The 17,174-nt window shown below is 61.8% G+C and carries 20 protein-coding genes; 7 read left to right on the top strand and 13 right to left on the bottom strand.

Annotated elements, in window-relative coordinates; translation table 11 throughout:
• The first annotated feature begins 102 nt into the window (after window positions 1-102).
• From EBMC1_RS10940 to EBMC1_RS10930, 3 genes are all read left to right on the top strand, one after another.
• Complete coding sequence (locus EBMC1_RS10940) at window positions 103-495, top strand: RidA family protein (RefSeq protein WP_003045053.1); 393 nt, start codon at window positions 103-105, stop codon at window positions 493-495.
• A gap of 104 nt (window positions 496-599) precedes the next feature.
• On the top strand, window positions 600-1,313 hold the full coding sequence (locus EBMC1_RS10935; protein WP_003045050.1) for a ZIP family metal transporter: 714 nt from the start codon (window positions 600-602) through the stop codon (window positions 1,311-1,313).
• Window positions 1,314-1,459: 146 nt separating this feature from the next.
• A complete protein-coding gene (locus EBMC1_RS10930; RefSeq protein ID WP_003045047.1) occupies window positions 1,460-2,371 on the top strand; it encodes a cation diffusion facilitator family transporter in 912 nt (303 codons plus the stop codon).
• 73 nt (window positions 2,372-2,444) lie between these two features.
• Here the strand turns inward: EBMC1_RS10930 and grxC are convergent, their stop codons facing one another.
• The 4 genes from grxC to EBMC1_RS10910 form a co-directional block, all read right to left on the bottom strand.
• A complete protein-coding gene (grxC, locus tag EBMC1_RS10925) occupies window positions 2,445-2,720 on the bottom strand; it encodes a glutaredoxin 3 (RefSeq protein ID WP_003045043.1) in 276 nt (91 codons plus the stop codon).
• 13 nt (window positions 2,721-2,733) lie between these two features.
• Window positions 2,734-3,249 carry a peptide-methionine (S)-S-oxide reductase MsrA gene (msrA, locus tag EBMC1_RS10920; protein ID WP_003045039.1) on the bottom strand — a complete coding sequence of 172 codons (516 nt, stop codon included), beginning with the start codon at window positions 3,247-3,249 and terminating at the stop codon, window positions 2,734-2,736.
• A gap of 2 nt (window positions 3,250-3,251) precedes the next feature.
• Entirely contained in the window at window positions 3,252-3,695 is a 444-nt protein-coding gene (msrB, locus tag EBMC1_RS10915; protein WP_003045036.1) for a peptide-methionine (R)-S-oxide reductase MsrB, read from the bottom strand.
• Window positions 3,696-3,791: 96 nt separating this feature from the next.
• Window positions 3,792-4,430 carry a peroxiredoxin-like family protein gene (locus tag EBMC1_RS10910; protein ID WP_160328030.1) on the bottom strand — a complete coding sequence of 213 codons (639 nt, stop codon included), beginning with the start codon at window positions 4,428-4,430 and terminating at the stop codon, window positions 3,792-3,794.
• 407 nt (window positions 4,431-4,837) lie between these two features.
• Between EBMC1_RS10910 and EBMC1_RS10905 the strand changes: the two genes are divergently transcribed.
• The 3 genes from EBMC1_RS10905 to EBMC1_RS10895 all read left to right on the top strand — a co-directional run bounded on the left by EBMC1_RS10905 (window position 4,838) and on the right by EBMC1_RS10895 (window position 8,226).
• Window positions 4,838-5,743, top strand: coding sequence for a LysR family transcriptional regulator (locus EBMC1_RS10905; RefSeq protein WP_040590183.1), 906 nt, complete (start codon window positions 4,838-4,840; stop codon window positions 5,741-5,743).
• Entirely contained in the window at window positions 5,740-6,720 is a 981-nt protein-coding gene (locus EBMC1_RS10900; protein WP_003045029.1) for a YeeE/YedE thiosulfate transporter family protein, read from the top strand. The genes EBMC1_RS10905 and EBMC1_RS10900 overlap by 4 nt, the downstream gene beginning before the upstream one ends.
• 81 nt (window positions 6,721-6,801) lie before the next feature.
• Window positions 6,802-8,226, top strand: a complete 1,425-nt coding sequence (locus EBMC1_RS10895; RefSeq protein WP_003045026.1) for a dihydrolipoyl dehydrogenase — start codon at window positions 6,802-6,804, stop codon at window positions 8,224-8,226.
• A gap of 277 nt (window positions 8,227-8,503) precedes the next feature.
• Here the strand turns inward: EBMC1_RS10895 and EBMC1_RS10890 are convergent, their stop codons facing one another.
• The 4 genes from EBMC1_RS10890 to EBMC1_RS10875 form a co-directional block, all read right to left on the bottom strand.
• The gene (locus EBMC1_RS10890; protein WP_003045023.1) at window positions 8,504-8,998 is read right to left on the bottom strand and encodes a YkgB family protein; all 495 of its coding nucleotides are present in this window, start codon (window positions 8,996-8,998) and stop codon (window positions 8,504-8,506) included.
• A gap of 41 nt (window positions 8,999-9,039) precedes the next feature.
• Window positions 9,040-9,576: a MarR family winged helix-turn-helix transcriptional regulator gene (locus EBMC1_RS10885; protein WP_003045020.1), complete on the bottom strand. Its 537-nt coding sequence runs from the start codon at window positions 9,574-9,576 to the stop codon at window positions 9,040-9,042.
• 250 nt (window positions 9,577-9,826) lie between these two features.
• Window positions 9,827-10,663, bottom strand: a complete 837-nt coding sequence (locus tag EBMC1_RS10880; protein ID WP_196795411.1) for an MBL fold metallo-hydrolase — start codon at window positions 10,661-10,663, stop codon at window positions 9,827-9,829.
• Window positions 10,660-11,262 carry a peptide-methionine (S)-S-oxide reductase gene (locus EBMC1_RS10875; RefSeq protein WP_011540442.1) on the bottom strand — a complete coding sequence of 201 codons (603 nt, stop codon included), beginning with the start codon at window positions 11,260-11,262 and terminating at the stop codon, window positions 10,660-10,662. Before EBMC1_RS10875 ends, EBMC1_RS10880 begins: the two co-directional genes overlap by 4 nt.
• Window positions 11,263-11,682: 420 nt before the next feature.
• Here EBMC1_RS10875 and EBMC1_RS10870 point away from each other — a divergent pair, with 420 nt between their 5' ends.
• Window positions 11,683-12,009: a hypothetical protein gene (locus EBMC1_RS10870; protein WP_040590181.1), complete on the top strand. Its 327-nt coding sequence runs from the start codon at window positions 11,683-11,685 to the stop codon at window positions 12,007-12,009.
• Window positions 12,010-12,154: 145 nt separating this feature from the next.
• Here EBMC1_RS10870 and gnd read toward each other — a convergent pair whose 3' ends face one another.
• From gnd to EBMC1_RS10845, 5 genes are all read right to left on the bottom strand, one after another.
• The gene (gnd, locus tag EBMC1_RS10865) at window positions 12,155-13,132 is read right to left on the bottom strand and encodes a phosphogluconate dehydrogenase (NAD(+)-dependent, decarboxylating) (protein ID WP_003045013.1); all 978 of its coding nucleotides are present in this window, start codon (window positions 13,130-13,132) and stop codon (window positions 12,155-12,157) included.
• Window positions 13,133-13,391: 259 nt separating this feature from the next.
• The gene (locus EBMC1_RS10860) at window positions 13,392-13,655 is read right to left on the bottom strand and encodes a hypothetical protein (protein WP_003045008.1); all 264 of its coding nucleotides are present in this window, start codon (window positions 13,653-13,655) and stop codon (window positions 13,392-13,394) included.
• A gap of 91 nt (window positions 13,656-13,746) precedes the next feature.
• The gene (argS, locus tag EBMC1_RS10855) at window positions 13,747-15,483 is read right to left on the bottom strand and encodes an arginine--tRNA ligase (RefSeq protein WP_040590197.1); all 1,737 of its coding nucleotides are present in this window, start codon (window positions 15,481-15,483) and stop codon (window positions 13,747-13,749) included.
• 33 nt (window positions 15,484-15,516) lie between these two features.
• Complete coding sequence (locus tag EBMC1_RS10850) at window positions 15,517-15,798, bottom strand: DUF427 domain-containing protein (protein ID WP_003045002.1); 282 nt, start codon at window positions 15,796-15,798, stop codon at window positions 15,517-15,519.
• Window positions 15,799-15,850: 52 nt separating this feature from the next.
• Window positions 15,851-17,116, bottom strand: a complete 1,266-nt coding sequence (locus tag EBMC1_RS10845; protein WP_011540440.1) for a thiolase family protein — start codon at window positions 17,114-17,116, stop codon at window positions 15,851-15,853.
• Between the last annotated feature and the right edge of the window lie 58 nt (window positions 17,117-17,174).

Here is a 17,174-nt window from a genome sequence, read left to right as displayed (position 1 = left end):
CTAGTCAGATTGATGCTTGAGGCACAAAACAACTCAACGGACTATTCAGCCAAGGGCGATTTTTTGCCAAGGCCCGAATGTCCTCAATCAAAGGAATGACACATGGCCAAACGTGATGCGGTTTTCCCCGCAAACCGACATGCTCTCTACGAAGAGCATGGATATTCCGCAGCGATCCGGTCGGATCGTTTGCTTTTCGTATCCGGCCAGGTCGGAAGTCGTGAAGACGGTTCGCCGGAACCAGAGTTCGCGGAGCAGGTTCGGCTGGCCTTCGCAAATCTGGAAGCGACCCTGCTGGCTGCGGGATGCGGATTTGACGACATCGTCGATCTAACGACTTTCCATACCGATCCCGAAAATCAGTTCGAAACGATTATGGCCGTGAAGAGCAAGATCTTCACTGAAGCGCCTTATCCGAACTGGACAGCACTTGGTGTGAACTGGCTGGCCGGATTCGATTTCGAGATCAAGGTAATCGCCCGCATTCCAGACTGACCGCAACCCGTGCTAGGCCAGTAAAATCCGAAACGAAAGAAAGTCGCGTCATCGCTGATTTCCTCGGAGCTGGCCTTTGGGGCCTGTTTACAGCCAGCGGCCTTTTGATCGGTGCCGTTGTCGCGGACCTGTTTTCAAACCGGCTGTCTCATCGCCTCATCGCGACCGTGATGGGGTTTGGCGGCGGCGTGCTTATCGCCATTGTCGCTGTCGAGCTTATGGGGAACGCAATCAAAACTGGCATGTCCGCCGCTGCGATCACAGCGTTGCTGGGAGGGGCGGCAATCTTCAGCGGCATCAACTGGTATCTCGCCACAAGCGGCGCGAAAAATAGGAAACGTTGCGGCGAATGCGTGAAGCAAACGACCGAAAATGAGCATGCCGGAAGCGGCGTCGCGATTGCTGTTGGGACGGTTCTTGACGGCATTCCCGAAGCACTCGTGATCGGCCTGTCTATGGTTGGCGGCGGGAAGATCGGGATGGGCGTCGTCGCCGGGTTTTTCCTCGCCAACATTCCTCAGGGACTCTCAAGCGCCTCGGGGATGAAGCTGGCTGGACGATCACGACGCTACATTTACGCGATCTGGGCGGGCATCCCGCTCCTGATAGGGCTCACAGCCGCCTTCGGGAATTTTGCTTTGGGATCAGTCTCAACCGACGCAACGACGGTCATTCTCTGTTTCGCTGCAGGCACGGTGCTGGCGATGCTCGCGGAAACCATGATCCCGGAAGCCTTCGATCACGCGCCGCCGATGATCGGTTTGATTACCGTGACGGGCTTTCTTTCGGCGTTTCTGCTGGTGCAACATCATGTTTGATATGCGGGGCGGGCTTGAATAGCAGATCTTACTGCAGCTTCATCCTTAGGTCAGGCCAGTTGGAAATACATCGCCGGCAGCGTAACTCGCTACGATAACAGCCTCAGGTGACGGCCCTTGGACCGCTGTAATATTGGAGATGGAAATTGGGACCGCATTCGGAGCGCAAGGAACAACGGCTTCTCCTGTTCTCCGCCACCGGCACCCTCGCCCTTTCCCTTGTTGGCATCGCTATTGGCCTGTTGAGCGGCGCAAAGTCGATCTTGTTCGACGGTGTGTACAGCCTTGCCGACGCAGGGCTTACGCTGGCCGCCTTTTTCGCCGCGCGGCTGATCGCGCGTGGCGCAGACCGCCGGTTCCAATATGGCTACTGGCACATCGAGCCGATGCTTGGGTTCGTCAACGGCAGCGTTCTGCTCCTCGCCTGCGCCTATGCATTGATTGACGGAGTAGACACCGTGATGATGGGAGGACGGAACGTGAGTTTCGGGCCCGGTATCGGATATGCCGGCGCGAGCGCGCTCATCGGCTTCGGGATGTATATTTATATCCGGCGCCGCGCTCGCGGCCTCGGGTCCTCGCTTCTGAATATCGACGCGGCCGCGTGGCTTTTCGGCGCACTTCTCAACGCCGGGCTGAGCGCCGCATTTGTCACCGCGGTCGTGCTCGAGGGAACGCAGGCGGAGAAGCTCTCGGCCTATTTCGATCCGGCAATCCTCATCCTCCTTGCAATCTTCCTGGCTCCGCTTCCCCTTCGGGCCTTGGCAGCGGCCGGTCGCGAGATACTGCAGATCGCGCCAGCCGATCTCGATGCGCAGGTCAGCAGCATCGCACGCGAAGTCGCGGCACGGCACGGCTTCGTCGAGCATCAATCCTATGTGACCCAGGTCGGCCGCGCAGGGTTTATCGAGATCGGCTTTGTCGGTGTCGCGGCATCGACCACGATGACGCTTGGCGAGCAGGACGCCATTCGTCAGGAATTTGCGGACGCGATGGGCGGGCTGCGCCCCGGATATTGGCTCACGATCGACTTCACGGCCGATCGCCGTTGGCTCTAAGCGCGAGCAACTCCGGGGCGGCTCACGGTAACGCGCAAACGGGCGCCCGCTGTTCGGCGGACGCCCGTTAGTTTCAGACGAGCATCTTTTCGCGCAGCAGCAAATCGAGGCCGCCGTCGGCATCGAGCGCCACCAGATCATCCGACCCGCCCACATGCGTACCGTTGATGAAGATCTGCGGAACCGTCCTGCGTCCACCAGACGCTGTCTGCATTGCACGGAACTGCACCGGATCATCTTCGACGTCGATTTCGATCCAGTCGGTCACCCCCTTGGCGCGAAGATGCGCCTTGGCCCGGTGACAAAAGGGGCAATAGTCCTTGGTATAGAGGGTTATGTTCGGTTTCATTTCATGTCTCCGATCAAGCTGCCTCAGACTGCTCGCCGGCCGATGGAAGGACCCAGGCGGCGCGCGGAAAGTGGCAGGTGTAACCATTGGGACGGCGCTCCAGATAATCCTGGTGCTCCGGCTCCGCCTCCCAGAAGGGGCCAATCGGCTCCAACTCGCTCGCTACCTTTCCCGGCCAGAGGCCGGATGCGTTGACGTCCGCGATCGTCTGCAACGCGGTTTCACGCTGCGCTTCGTCGGCATAATAGATCGCCGAGCGATAGCTCCCGCCGCGGTCGTTGCCCTGGCGATTGCGCGTGGTCGGATCGTGGATCTGGAAGAAAAATTCGAGGATCCGGCGGTAGCTGATCTGATCGGGATCGAAATTGATCTCGATCGCCTCGGCGTGCGTGCCGTGGTTGCGATAGGTCGCGTTCGGCACATCGCCGCCGCTGTAACCGACACGGGTGCTGACGACGCCGGGGAGTTTGCGGATCAGGTCCTGCATGCCCCAGAAGCAGCCGCCGGCAAGGATGGAACGTTCGGTCATGATCAATTCTCCTCGATCTGGTTCAGAAATTCGGAATAGCCCTCGGCTTCCATGTCATCGCGGTGGACGAAGCGGAGTGAAGCCGAGTTGATGCAGTAGCGCTGGCCGCCACGGTCGCGCGGACCGTCGGGAAACACATGTCCCAAGTGGCTGTCGCCATGAGCCGAGCGCACCTCGGTGCGGATCATCCCGTAGCTGTCGTCGCGTATTTCATCGACATTGGCGGGGACGATGGGCTTGGTGAAGCTCGGCCATCCACTGCCGGAATCGAATTTGTCGGTCGAGGCGAACAAGGGCTCGCCGCTGACGATATCGACGTAGATGCCGGGCTCCTTATTGTGCAGCAGTTCCCCACTGCCGGCACGCTCGGTGCCGCCTTCCTGGGTGACATGGCGCTGTTGGGGCGTCAGCTTCGCAATGGCTTCGCTGGTCTTGAGGTAGGTCATTCGATATCTCCTTTGTCTGACAGTTGCGGCACGTCTTTCCACCCCGGTGCGCCGCATGCGCGCCGGTGGAGACAGTCCCGAAATTCGAAATTTGGCTCAGAGGCGGTCGAGGATGCTCATGAGAACCGCCGGGTCGAGCCGGTTGCGATAATTGGGATCGAGAAAACTATATCTGATGATCCCGTCGGTACTGATCACATAGGTTGCCGGCATCGGAATGCGCCAGTCGGCGCCGTCGTCGCCTGCGACCATCCCGTCCGCAAGCGCCGCCCGGCGCATACTCTCGGGCAGTTCGAAGGCGAGGCCATAATCGCTCGCGACCGTCATTCCGCGATCGGCGAGCAACGGAAGCGTCATTTCCTCGGCCCGCGCCATTGCGATGCTGTCGGCGAGCGGCTGCGGGGAGATCGCGAGCAGGCTCGCTCCTCTATCCTCGACCGCTTGCGCCGCCTTCGACATCGCCCGAAGTTCGGCGCGGCAGAAGGGGCACCATCCGCCGCGAAAGAAACTCAGGACCACTGGTCCGCCAATCAATCGGCCACGCAGCGAGACTGTGCCGCCGAGGGCGTTTTCCAGCAGGAACTCCGGCGCGACATCTCCGGCCTGGACAGCCGAGACCTCGATGCCCATGGCCAGGATCTGCCGATCGCCTTCGGCGATTGCCACCCTCCCCTCGTCGCCGGCTGCCTGGAAATAGGCTTGCTCGATCATGCTCATGTCCGTTCGGAAGTTCATTCGACTCTTCTGCATCGAAAATTGGGGAGGGGAAAGGCTGGCGCGGCTCGCGCCAGCCTTTCCTTCAATGTCCACCTCGAGCCGGGCGCCGGGAGTCACGCCCAGCCCAAGGTGGATCGAGCGAAGCGACGAAGCCGGGAAGGGGAATTACCGGCTCGGACGTCGCGTCCGGGCTCGAGGCTTTTGCGGCGGTAAGGGAAGGCCGCCGCAACCCGCAAGGAAACGGACCCCGCGATCCAGGGCCGCGAAAGCGGCGTCGGTTCTGATCTGGCATTCATGATGGTCATCTCAAAACTCCAGGAGGCTTTGTCTCGGGTCCGTTTTTGCGGATGAGCCGTATTTAGGCTGTAGCGATTGCTTGCGGCAGATGGGTTGAGTCGATAGGACCTATTCCGCAGGGGAATGAAATGGATCGACTTGCCGTCATGGAGCAGTTCCTCGCCGTGGCCGAGGCGGGTTCCTTTTCCGCGGCGGCGCGACGGCTCAATGTCGGTCAGCCATCGATTTCGAAAGCCGTGGCGCAGCTTGAGGCCTATCTCGGCGTCCGGCTGTTCCAGCGCTCAACCCGCAGCCTGACGCTCACCGAGGCGGGCCGTCGCTACCGCGACGGCGCCGAGCGTGCGATTGCAGCCGCCGCCGCCGCGGAGATTGCCGCCAAGGAAGACGGGGGCCGTCTCGCCGGACCGGTGCGCGTCGTGGTCCCGACTTGCCTTGCCCGGCTGCATCTCGTGCCGTGTCTCCGGGAATTCTCTGATCGCTTTCCCGAAGTCACGCTCGATCTGGAGATCACCGATCGCGAAACCGATGTCGTGGCATCGGGCGTGGATATCGCGCTGCGAATTGGCACGCTCGCCGACACCGCGCTCGTCGCCTCTCGCATGGCGCGCACGCGGATGGCGCTGGTCGCGAACAAGGCCGAAAATGGTCTCGACGCCCCGCACAATTTCATGGGGCAGCCCGCGATCATCTCGCGCCTTCATCATGCGAAGAATAGCTGGGTCTTCCGCGATGGCAGCGCGCGCATCGCGATCATGGTGCATCCTGCGCTCATTCTCGACAGCGACGACGCAGCCCGGTCGGCAGCGCTTGCCGGTCTCGGCTATGCGATGTTGCCCCGGCCCTTCGTCGCCGATCTGATCGATACCGGCGATCTTGTCGAGTTGCTGCCCAACCATATGCTCGAAGACATTGATCTATGGGCCCTGCTGCCGGCTGGCCGCGACCAGACCGCGAGAGTGCGCGCTTTTCTCGACTGGCTCCGCCCGCAGATGAACGCGATCTTTGCCGATGAGCGACCCGGCTTGCTCTCATGAACGCTATTGCGGTTGCCATCGCTGCTTCGATGCTGAGTTTTGCGATGGGTTTCGCGATCAGGCGGGGGACGGTCTGCGTGGTCGTTGCGGCGCAGGATCTTGTCGTGCGGCGCCGACCCGACAAGTTCATCGGGTTCGCGACGGCGGCTTGCTGGTCAGGGCTTCTGCTTGTTCCACTGGCATGGACCGCACCAGCTGTTTTCCATCTGTCCCCGGGCTACGACCAGCTGATCCAGGCTTTCCTGTTCGGGTGTCTTTACGGGATCGGCGCGTGGGCGAACCAGGCTTGCGGCTTTGGAACACTCGCGCATTTGACCGGCGGCAGGCTCGGATATCTTCTGACCCTCGCCGGCTGGGTAATCGGCGCCTCGTTCATATCCAAAGTCTACAGGCCCCAGCAAATTCCCGAGCCCTCGCTGCTTGCGACGTCACCGCTCGCCGCGATAGCGGCGTGGCTGGCCTTCGCCGCAGTCTGCTGGTGGAGCTGGCCGCGCCTGCGACTGTTGCGCCGCCGGTCGCGCTGGCGCAAGATGCTGCTTGGACGCGCGCGGATGCGTCCCTTCGAGGCCATGCTCATCATCGGCATCGGCGGCGGCCTGCTGTACGCCTGCGCCGGGAGCTGGACCTATCTGGGCCTCCTGTCCAGCTACGCCTCGCAGCTCGTCATGCACGATTTCGCCCCGATTTCTCCTTTGCCGGCGCTTTTGGGCACCGCGATGATGATCGGCGGCGGACTATTTGCAGCCGTCCGCTCCGCCAGCTTCCGGTTGCGCGGCACCAACTGGCGTCAAGGCTCGCGGCATCTCGTCGGCGGCACCATCATGGGGTTGGCCACCCAGCTCATCCCGGGCGGCAATGGGGTCATCATCGTCTACGGGCTGCCCTCCTTCGCTCCCCATGCCCTGACCGCCTATTTCGGGATGACATTGACCCTCATGCTCATCTTCGCCGCCACAAACTATTCCCGCAGGGCATAGAAACCATGCCCACGGGCCAACTGTTTTTGCGCGCTCGATGCGCGCAATATGCGCATCGTGTAATCAGGAAGGGACAGCGGGATGACCGATTTCGACTATGACGTGGCGATAATCGGCGCGGGCACCGCTGGAATGTCGGCGTACCGGGAAGCGCTCAAATATAGCGATCGCGTCGTCATGATCGATGGCGGCCCCTTGGGGACCACATGCGCCCGCGTTGGCTGCATGCCCTCCAAATTGCTGATCGCTGCGGCAGAGGCGCGCCACCGTGCCGAAAGCGTCGGCCTGTTCGGACTTCGCGCCGGACCCGTCGAGGTCGATGGTGTGCAGGTCATGAACCGCGTCCGCGCCGAGCGCGACCACTTTGTTAGCTTCGCCACCGAGGCGATTGCGGGGTTTGCACCCGGAGGCCTGCTTCGCGAGCAGGCGCGTTTTGTCGATGACAATCGGCTCGAACTTGCGAGCGGCAAGCAGATCAGCGCGCGCAGCATCGTGATCGCAACGGGCTCGCGGCCGGTCGTACCCGCAGGCCTGGAACCGGCGGGCGATCGGCTGATTTTCAACGACCAACTGTTCGACTGGACCGATCTGCCGTCCTCGGTTGCAGTCTTCGGCACCGGCGCGATCGGGTTGGAGCTCGGGCAGGCTTTGCATCGCCTCGGTGTCCGCACCCATATCTATGGGCGCGGCGGCAGCGTCGGCCCGCTCACCGATCCCGACGTCGCGGCTTATGCGGCGGCACAGTTCTCGAGCGAAATTCCTATCGACTGGATGGCAGCCGATGCAAGCGTCGCGCGCGACGGGGACGCTGTGATCGTCCGGTCAGCGGGGGGCGAGGAGCGGTTCGATTATCTCCTCGCGGCCGCAGGCCGACGGGCCAATGTCGACAATCTCGGACTGGAAAACACCTCGCTCACGCTCGATGCCCATGGCGTCCCCACTTATGATCACCTGTCGATGCGCGCCAGTTACAGCGACATCTTCATCGCGGGCGACTCGGCGGTCGATCTCTCGCTCCTTCACGAGGCCGCGGACGAAGGCCGGGTGGCAGGCGAAAATGCCGCGCGCTATCCGCACAGCTATCGCCGCGCGCGCCGGACCCCGTTGACGATCGTCTTCACCGATCCCCAGATCGCCATCGCCGGGCGCAGCCATGCCGACCTTCTTCGCGACCGGATGGATTTCGCCATCGGCGAAGTGTCGTTCGAAGACCAGGGACGGGCTCGCATATTGGGGCTCAACCGGGGATTGCTGCGCGTCTATGGCGATCGGCCGAGCGGGTTGCTGCTTGGCGCCGAAATCTTCGGTCCAGCGGCGGAACATCTCGCTCATCTCCTCGCCTGGTCGATCGAGAGCCGGCTCACCGTCGCCGAATTGCTCGAACGACCCTTCTATCATCCTGTCATTGAGGAAGGGCTGCGCACCGCGCTTCGCCACCTCAACCACCATCTCGGGTTCGGACCGAATCCGCCGCTGCGCTGCATCGACTGTGGTCCGGGAGGCTAGGCCAAGCGGTGCCCGCCTTCGGCTCGGATAGAATATCGGCACCTTGCAACGGTGCAAATCCGGCAGAGCCTTTGCCCGAGCCTGGATCGCGCACGGCCGAGGGGGAGATCCGCCCTGATTCCTGCTCGCGCGAGCGAAGCATAGCGTTCCGGCCTCACCTCCCCGGTGGGGCGGAAAGCCCGCGAGGATCGATGAGCAAGCTCGCGGCGCCTGTCGCTGGGGGAGCCTCACGCTCCCCGCCACAGGTCCGCATCGTAACTTGCGGTTTGTTGGTGCCTTAGACCTGGGCGTCGGCAGGCTTTTTCCGTCGGATAGCCGCCGAGAGTAATACCAGCGAAGCGGCAAGCAGAACGGCGTCTTTCAACAGAAATTGCCCGGGGATGGCCGAAATGGCCGGGAACCCGCCGGCGGTCGGCTCTGCGACACCAGGCGTTGACAAGAAGAATGTCAAGGTGATGGTATAGGTCGCCACCGACATGGCGCCGCCGAGGACCGAGAAAATCGGTTTGAATGCACCGAGGATCAGGGCAGCGGCCGTGGCGAGTTCCATCGTGCCGATGAACTGGCTGGCGCCCTGGACGCCGAACAGCGGGTGAAGCCAGCTCATAAGCGGGCTGTGTTCGATGAATGGGGCAATGCCTTGCGCCTCATAAGCCGTGAATTTCATGCCGCCGAACCACAGAAAGACAATGACTAGGGCCCATCGCAGCAGAGCGAGTTCGCGCATTTGATGCTCGGGGACGCTGAATGAATATTTCTCCAATAAGCTCATAATCAATGCCCTTTTTGTTGATGGAAATGTGGCGAGAGGCGTCAGTTTGTAATTCCGGGACCGACGATGTCGGTCGGACAGTTGGTGCACTTCTCTTCGTCGCAGAAACGGCAGGTCGTGCGCGCGCGCACTTCGTCGCGCGGCAATGACGCGAGGATGGTTTCCGCGACGCGCTCCAGCGCAGCGCGGTCCTTCTCGCCGACCGCAGCGAGCAACCCGGTGATCGCTGTGCTGCGCAGATTCAGGAGCGCCCTGCGTTCCGTCTCGCCGCCGGACGTCAACGACACGTGCATGACGCGGCGATCGCCGGGGGATTGCGATTTCGAGACGAAATTCTGAGCGACCAGCCGTTCGACCACGCGGGCAGCACCGGCATGCGACAGGCGCAGGGCCTTGCCGATCTGGTCGATCGAAAGGCCCGGTTCATGGCCGATGAGGCTCAATGCCGCCGCGGTCTCCCCGCCGGCCGGAAAGCGCTGTGATATCGCACCGCGCATCTCATCCGACACCCCCTGCGCGAGGGCGCCGAAGAGATTGATCAGCCGATCGGAAGGTGAAGCGTCCTTGGTCAATCGCATTCCAGTATATATGCGTCGCGCATATAAATAGCGCAGCGGCTGGAGAATGCAAGAGGCGATGCGAGCTTCAGAGCTTGAGCCTCTCCTTCATGGGCTCGCGATCCGTCTGTTCGATGGGGTACCAGCGGTAGCCGGATCCGTCGGCGGCAATGTGACCCACCCCCGGGAACGGAAGATGGGGCGCCGCAATCATCATACGGTCGCGAGCGAAGCGGGTGAACGCGGCTTTCCGCACGGCGCGCGCCTCGTCCTAGCGAACATCGAAAGTGATCGTCACGTCGGGGCGTGGAAATTGAACCGCGCCGGCGTGGATGACATCGCCGACGAAGACGATACTCTGCCCCTTGCTGGTCAAGGTGTAGAAGGCGGTGCCCGGGGTGTGCCCAGGCTGCAGTTCGGCACGAATGCCCGGCACGACTTCGCCATCGGTATCGATCGGCTTCACCCGGCCGGCCGTGACATAGGGCGTCAGCGTCTGCTCGGTCTGGGTCCAGAAGCGCTTGTCGATCCCGCTTTTAGCCGCGTTGGCAACATCGGAGAAAAAGCGAATATCTGCACCGCCGGCATAGACCGTCGCGCGCGGGAAGACGATCTTGCCCGCCTTCGTGAGACCGCCGCTATGGTCGCTGTGGACATGGGTGATGAGTATGTCGGTGATTGTCTCCGGCGCGGCCCCAGCTGCTGCCAGCGCTTCGAGCAGCCTGCCGCCGTTGCCTAGGCCGAAAAGATCGCCGGCACCGACATCGACAAGGATCCGCCGCCCGTTGAAGTCGATCAGATAAGCGTTGATCGAAGCCTCTGCGGGATTAGCTAGGAAACTGCGGGCAAGAATTTCGTCGATCGTTTGCGCCGAGACGCCGCGCAGCAACTGGTGCAGGTCCAGCGGGACCGACCCATCCGACAATGCCGTTATCTGGGCATCGCCAATCGTAAATCGATAAATTGCGGGAGCGGTCTGGCGGACGGTCCCGGCTATGGTGTCGGGCACCGCGGCGGGCGTCGGAGCCGCTAAACCGGGAGAAGAGGATATCGGGCCAAGCAGCGCCAGGGCGAGAGGGAGAATAGTGAATGGCTTTTTGATCATCATGGCGACGTCCTTGATTGAGTTGCGATGGATGAAGAACTGTCAGTCATTATCCCAGCGCTGGCGGGGTCTTGCGAGACATTGTCGCGATCGACAGCGTGCTCGGCGACAGAGTTCGGTTCAGGCAGGGCCACTTCCGAAAAATGCTGCCGAATATAGTCCAGCTTGGGATCGATGAAGCGGCGGCAGAAGGGTCGGCTCGGATCGGTTCGATAATAGTTCTGGTAACGCTCGTCCGAAGCCTTGAAGCTTCTGAACGGCAGAACCAGGGTATGCGCCGTATTGCCGAATTCCTCGGCAAATCGGACGATCGCCAATTCGGCCTCATGCCGCTGGTTGTCATCGAAAATATAGATCGCGCTGCGGTACTTGTCGCTAGGAGAGCGGGCCCGGGTGGCTGAATGCGTTCTCAGATGCACCTCGCACAGCGTTGCCAACGGAATGATTGAAGGATCGAAGGTGACGATCACCCCTTCTGACCAGCTATCTGCCGGAGCGTCCGATTGGACAAAGCCCTGGTCGACCTGCGCAACGCCGCGCAGCGCCTGGAACACCCCTTCGGTGCACCAATGGCACCCCCCTCCAAAGCCGATCTTCGCCATCTTCACCTCTCGCGCCTAGACGTATTTCTTTCCGCGGATCAGCGCCGTCTCGCGCGCCTGAGCCTTCTGGCTGCGGACGCAATCAATGTAAGCATCAGCGCGCCGATAAGAACGCCCAGTAGCAGTGGACTGTGGACATGCATCATCGCTGGGCGCAAATACAGGCCGACTAACCCGAGGATCACGAAAGCGACCGATGCAAGTCGCAATGCGCGCCAAGCACGGGGTTTGTTGTCTTTGAACCAAAGGGAAGTTCCGAAGATATTGATCATAAATGGTTGCCTTCCGGCAGCAAGGTTCAAGGTACGCAGTAAGTCAGAGCGGCCGTGCACATTCCGAACGAAGCCAGGTTTCCTGCACGCTGCTGAAGCCGGCCTCGCGTAATGTCTGGGTCGCCGCAGCCAACCGCTGGCCCCGCCGATGCAGGAGGTTAACGAACGCGCGGAGTATTTCGAGCCGGGGATCAGCGAGTGTCCCATTTGCACGCCGTCCCGGGAGAAGTTGATGTTTCTTGAAGAGGGCCTGCGCGAGACCGGCTCGCGATCCGAACCTTTGGCCTTTCTCGCTCCGCGCCAGTGCGATTACCGTCAGTTCCATCGGCGTGAAGATGAAGGCGCCGGATGGAAGTATCTCTGGCTCGATGAGGTGCAGCACTGTGGCGCGAGCTCCCTTGTTCTCTTCATCGTCTTCGCGGCCGTACCTATTTTAACGAACCGCGGCGCCGTTGAAGATTGTCCGTTCGGCTAAGACGCTCTCATTCATCCTGGGGCGCAGCGTCAGGCACGCCGTCGCTTCTGTGTCAGCCGTTGCGCCGACTATCGCAGTGAGCCAGACGTTTTTCCAATAGGCTGTGCCTATAGTTTTCATAGCGCCGGATAGCGTGACGCGTCACTTATTGCGGCATCTCGACATGCCCACCGAAGCCAAAGCGCATCGCCGAGAGAAGCTTGTCGCCAAAAGTGTGGTCGACGCGGCTGCGGTAGCGCGCAAACAAGGCGGCCGAAAGGACATAGGCCGGGACGGCTTCTTCCATTGCCGCATCGATCGTCCACCGGCCCTCGCCAGAGTCCGAGACCTGGCCGGTGAATTGCTCGAGCATCGGATCCCTGGCCAGGCCGATCGCGCAAAGGTCGAGCAGCCAGGACGAGATGACACTGCCGCGACGCCAGACTTCGGCCACGTCGGTCAGGTTGATGTCGAAGCGTTCATCAGGCTCGAGCCGTTCGGAGGACTTGCCCTTGAGAATGTCGAAGCCCTCGGCATAGGCCTGCATCAGGCCATATTCGATTCCGTTGTGGACCATCTTGACGAAATGCCCGGCGCCGGTTGGGCCGGCGTGGATATAGCCGCGCTCGGCGCGACTGTCGGGCGCGTCGCGTCCAATGGTGCGGACGATCGAACCATAGCCCGGCGCGAGCGTATCGAAGATGGGATCCAGCAGATCGACGATCTCCTTGTCGCCGCCGATCATCATGCAATAACCGCGTTCGAGCCCCCATATCCCGCCTGATGTGCCAACATCGATATAATGGAGCCCCTTGTCCCTTGCCGCAGCACCACATTTGATGTCGTCTTTGTAGAAGCTGTTGCCGCCATCGATGATGATGTCGCCGGGCTCCGACAATTCCATCAGCTTGTCGACCGTGTCTTGGGTGGGAGCGCCCGCCGGGAGCATTACCCAGAAGATCCGCGGCGCAGTGAGTTTGGCGACGACATCTTCAAGCGAATTCGCTCCGATGGCACCTTCACCGGCGAGCTGAGTAACCGCGGCCGGATCGCGATTGAAGGCGACGACCTCGTGGCCGCCGCGCATCAGCCGACGCGCGATATTGGCACCCATGCGGCCGAGGCCGATCATTGCAAGACGCATTGTTCAAATCCTTCTGTCAGAAGTTCACCCGGCGCGGACAGTTCCGACCAACGCCCCGCCGTCACGATCCAACGAGACCGCACCGCTCGCTGGCAGGTTACCATGAGTATGCAAATTTCGCCGCGCCTTGGCACTGAATGGAGGATGAGTTCATCGCCAGACGAAGTCCAATAACCAGGCGCTATAGTTTCGATACCCATTTAGCGACATGCGCAGTGCCGGGGCGGACATTGCGAACAGAGCAGCGACTGCGACACCCTCAGTCCGGTTGGAAGCCAAGCACGAAATCCACGACCTTTTTCGCAGACATCTCGCACGGCTTGAGCGATGTTTTGCCTGATGTGAACCGATACAGGTTGAAGCTGACGATGTCGGTCCCAGCCAACTCCCTGGCAAACAGGCTGTTGCGGCGCCCGTCGTCGGACCGCCGGACGATCAAGCCGAAACGCCGGCCTTCGTGAATGCCTTCGCTATGACCCTCGGGAAGCCTTTTGAAGGCAGCGTCGAAATCGGTAAGCTCCATCTCGTTCCACCAGTATCAGAAGACGCACAGCATGTTCGGGCCCGCCAACTCTGGCGCGCGCAACGAGCCCCAGGAACAAGCGCGCATTCGACTAGGCCCTCTCCATCTCATGTGTCGGTTCAACCCCCATCAGCGCCAGGCCGTTGCGGATGACCTGCCCGATCGCGGCGGCCAGGAACAACCGCGCGCGGCTAACCGGCAGGTTTTCCGGGTAGGCGAAGCGGCGCGTCGGGTCGGCATTTCCTGTGTTCCACAGCGCATGGAATTCCGCGGCCAGCCCCTCAAGGAAGAAGGCGATCCGGTGCGGCTCGCGCGCTGCCGCAGCCGCCTCGACGATGCGGGGGAATTCTGCCGCACGCTTCACAAGCGTAAGGCTCGGACCGTCCAGAAGAGCGAGATCGGGCGGGTCGCCCAACTCGATACCCGCTTCGGCCGCGCGGCTTGCTAGCGAGCAAATCCGCGCATGGGCATATTGCACATAGAAGACCGGATTATCCTTCGATGCCTCGACGACGGTCGCAAAGTCGAAGTCCATGGACGCTTCCGCTTTGCGGGTCAGCATCATGAAGCGAACGACGTCCTTTCCGACTTCTCGAATGACATCGGCCAGCGTGACGAAATTGCCTGCGCGCTTGGACATCTTGACCGGCTCACCCGCGCGCAGCAGCCGCACGATCTGCACCAGCTTGACGTCGAACCGCTTCCTGCCTTCGGTTAGAGCTTCGGCGGCGGCAACGATGCGCATCACGGTCCCGGCATGATCGGCGCCCCAGATGTCGATCAGTTCGTCGGCATCGCGCGCCTTCTCGAAATGATAGGCCAGATCCACGCCGAAATAGGTCCAGCTCCCATCCGGTTTACGGATAGGACGGTCCTGGTCATCGCCAAATTTCGTCGACCGGAACAGCGGCAGCGCGATCGGCTCCCAGTCCTTGGAGACTTCACCCTTCGGAGGTTCGAGAACGCCGTCATAGACAAGATCGCGCTCGCGCAGCCAGGCCTCGGCATCATCCGGCTTTCCGGCAGCGACGAGGTCCGCCTCCGACGCGAAGCGGTCGTGACTTATGCCGAGCAGCGCCAGATCTTCGCGGATCGTCTCCATCATCGCGGCAACGGTCCGCGCACGAAAGATTGCGAGCCAGTCCGTCTCCGGGGCGTCGGCATAGCGGCCCCCAAAATCGGCGGCCAGCGCCTCCCCGACCGGCTTCAGATAATCGCCCGGGTATAGACCTTCCGCTATCTCGCCGAGGCTCTCGCCCAACGCCTCGCGATATCTCTGGTGTGCCGAGCGAGCGAGAATATCGACCTGCCCGCCGGCATCATTGATATAATATTCGCGGATGACGCGATGGCCGGTGAAAGCGAGCAGGTTGGCGAGCGCATCTCCGACCACTGCCCCTCGGCAGTGCCCCATATGCATCGGACCGGTCGGGTTGGCCGAGACAAACTCTATATTCACCGTCTTACCCGCGCCGACGGGCGACATGCCGTAGCGGTCCTTCTGGTCCGCAATCACCGCCAGCTCGTTTTGCCAGGCCTGGTCGGTCAGCCGGATATTTACAAAGCCCGGGCCAGCGACGGCCACGTCTGCAACATCCTCCAACATGGCCAACCGGCCCGCCAACTTCTCAGCGAGTTGGCGCGGATGCGTGCCGGTAAGTTTTGCCAGGACCATCGCCGCGTTGGTCGACAGATCGCCATGCGCCGGGTCGTGCGGACGCTCCACGGTCAGCCCCGCCCGGTCGAGGCCCGCAGGAACGTCCCCCGCCACCTGCAGATCGCCAATTACCCGCGCGAGATGATCAAGGATGCGCGCATGAAGCGACACAGCCATCAGCGAAGGCCCGCTGCGCCTTGGCTGCTATCCAACCTCTACGCCTTTCCAGAAAGCGATGTGATCCCGGATGGCTTCCGCAACCGGATTCGGATCGGGATATGACCAAGCCGCGTCCGCGTTGAGCGCGCTGCCTACGCGGATATGGAAGTATCTCGCGGTGCCCTTGATCGGGCAGACAGAAGTGTGTGCGCTCGCTTCAAGGAGCTCCTGATTGACCGCGGAAGGTGGGAAATAGTGGTTTCCCTCGACGACGATTGTCTCGTCGCTTGCGGCGATGGTGGTGTCGTTCCAAACTGCTGAGACCAACGGAATATCCTCTCATATTGTCAATGGCACGGCGTTCGCAGCGGCCCGTGAATCAGGGGCGTTCGAGGAGTGCGACGGTGCCTTGGCCGCCGTCGGCGCAGATGCTGACGATTGCCCGTGATCCGCTCGGCATGTCCCAGAGCTCCTTCACTGCCTGGCTGAGGTCGCGCGCGCCTGTCGCGCCGAAGGGATGACCGATTGCTACCGAGCCCCCGTTGGGATTGACGCGGTCCCAGTCGAAGTCGCCCAAATCCGACTGGACACCGGCGGTTTCGCGCACCCACTCCCGGTCGGTGATGGCCGCGACATTCGCCAGGACCTGGGCGGCGAAGGCTTCGTGGATTTCCCAAAGAGCGATATCGGAGAAGCTTAGTTGATGCCGCGCGAGCAGACGTGGAATGCCATAGGAGGGTGCCATCAACAGACCCTCGGTGTGGAAATCGACGGCCGACACCTCGTAATCGATGAGCCGCGCGTAGGGGGTGCCCGCCGGCAGTCGTGCCACGCCGGCTTCGTTTGCCACCCAGCAACCGGCGGCGCCATCCGTTATCGGCGAGCTGTTGCCGGCAGTCAGCGTTCCCCTGCCACTGTCGCGATCGAAGACGGGCTTGAGTGCGGCAAGCCGTTCGGGCGACGTATCGGCGCGGGGGTTCGCATCGCGCGCCAGTTCAGGAAGGGAAATCGCGAGATCGTCGAAGAAACCTCGCTCCCAACCAGCGACCGACCGCTGGTGGCTCTTTAGCGCCCAATCGTCCTGCGCCTCGCGCGAGATCCGCCAGGCCTTGGCGGTGTCCTCCATATGATCGCCCATTGTCCTGCCGGTGATCCGGTTGGCCCATCCCTTGGTCGGGAGCACATAGTCGTGGAGGGCAAGAGACTGGAGGGCCGCAAGCGCCGCCGCTGGATCTTGCGCAAAGAGGTCGGTGAGCCGCTTCGATGCATCGGCCGTCAAAGCGATGGGAGGTCGGCTCATGACTTCGGCACCGCCCACCATCGTGAGATCGGTTCCTCCGCCCAGCATCCCTGCCGCAGCGAAAGTCGCCGTCATGCTGGTAGAGCATGCCAAAACGACCGAAAATGCGGGGACATTCGGATTGAGCTTGGCGTCAAGCCAGGTCTCGCGAGCAATGTTGCTCCAACCCAAATTCGGGATCACGGTACCCCAGATGAGAAGATCCGGCTCTGCTTGCGCCGCCATCGCCTGCACAAGAGGGACGGACAAAGAGACGGCATCATAAGCAGCCAAAGCCCCTCCGCCGCGGCCGAAGGGAGTGCGAAGGCCGGCGGCAACAAAGACGGGTTCAGCAAAGCGGCTCATGACGATCTCCAAATATTATCCGCAGGGTGAAAGGTGGGGCGCGACGGAGTATGCGCCG

This window comes from Sphingopyxis sp. MC1, from assembly GCF_000371385.1.
In the GTDB taxonomy this organism is placed as follows: domain Bacteria; phylum Pseudomonadota; class Alphaproteobacteria; order Sphingomonadales; family Sphingomonadaceae; genus Sphingopyxis; species Sphingopyxis terrae.
Note: the sequence above shows the minus strand (reverse complement) of the source record. Positions and strands in the feature narration are given on the sequence as shown.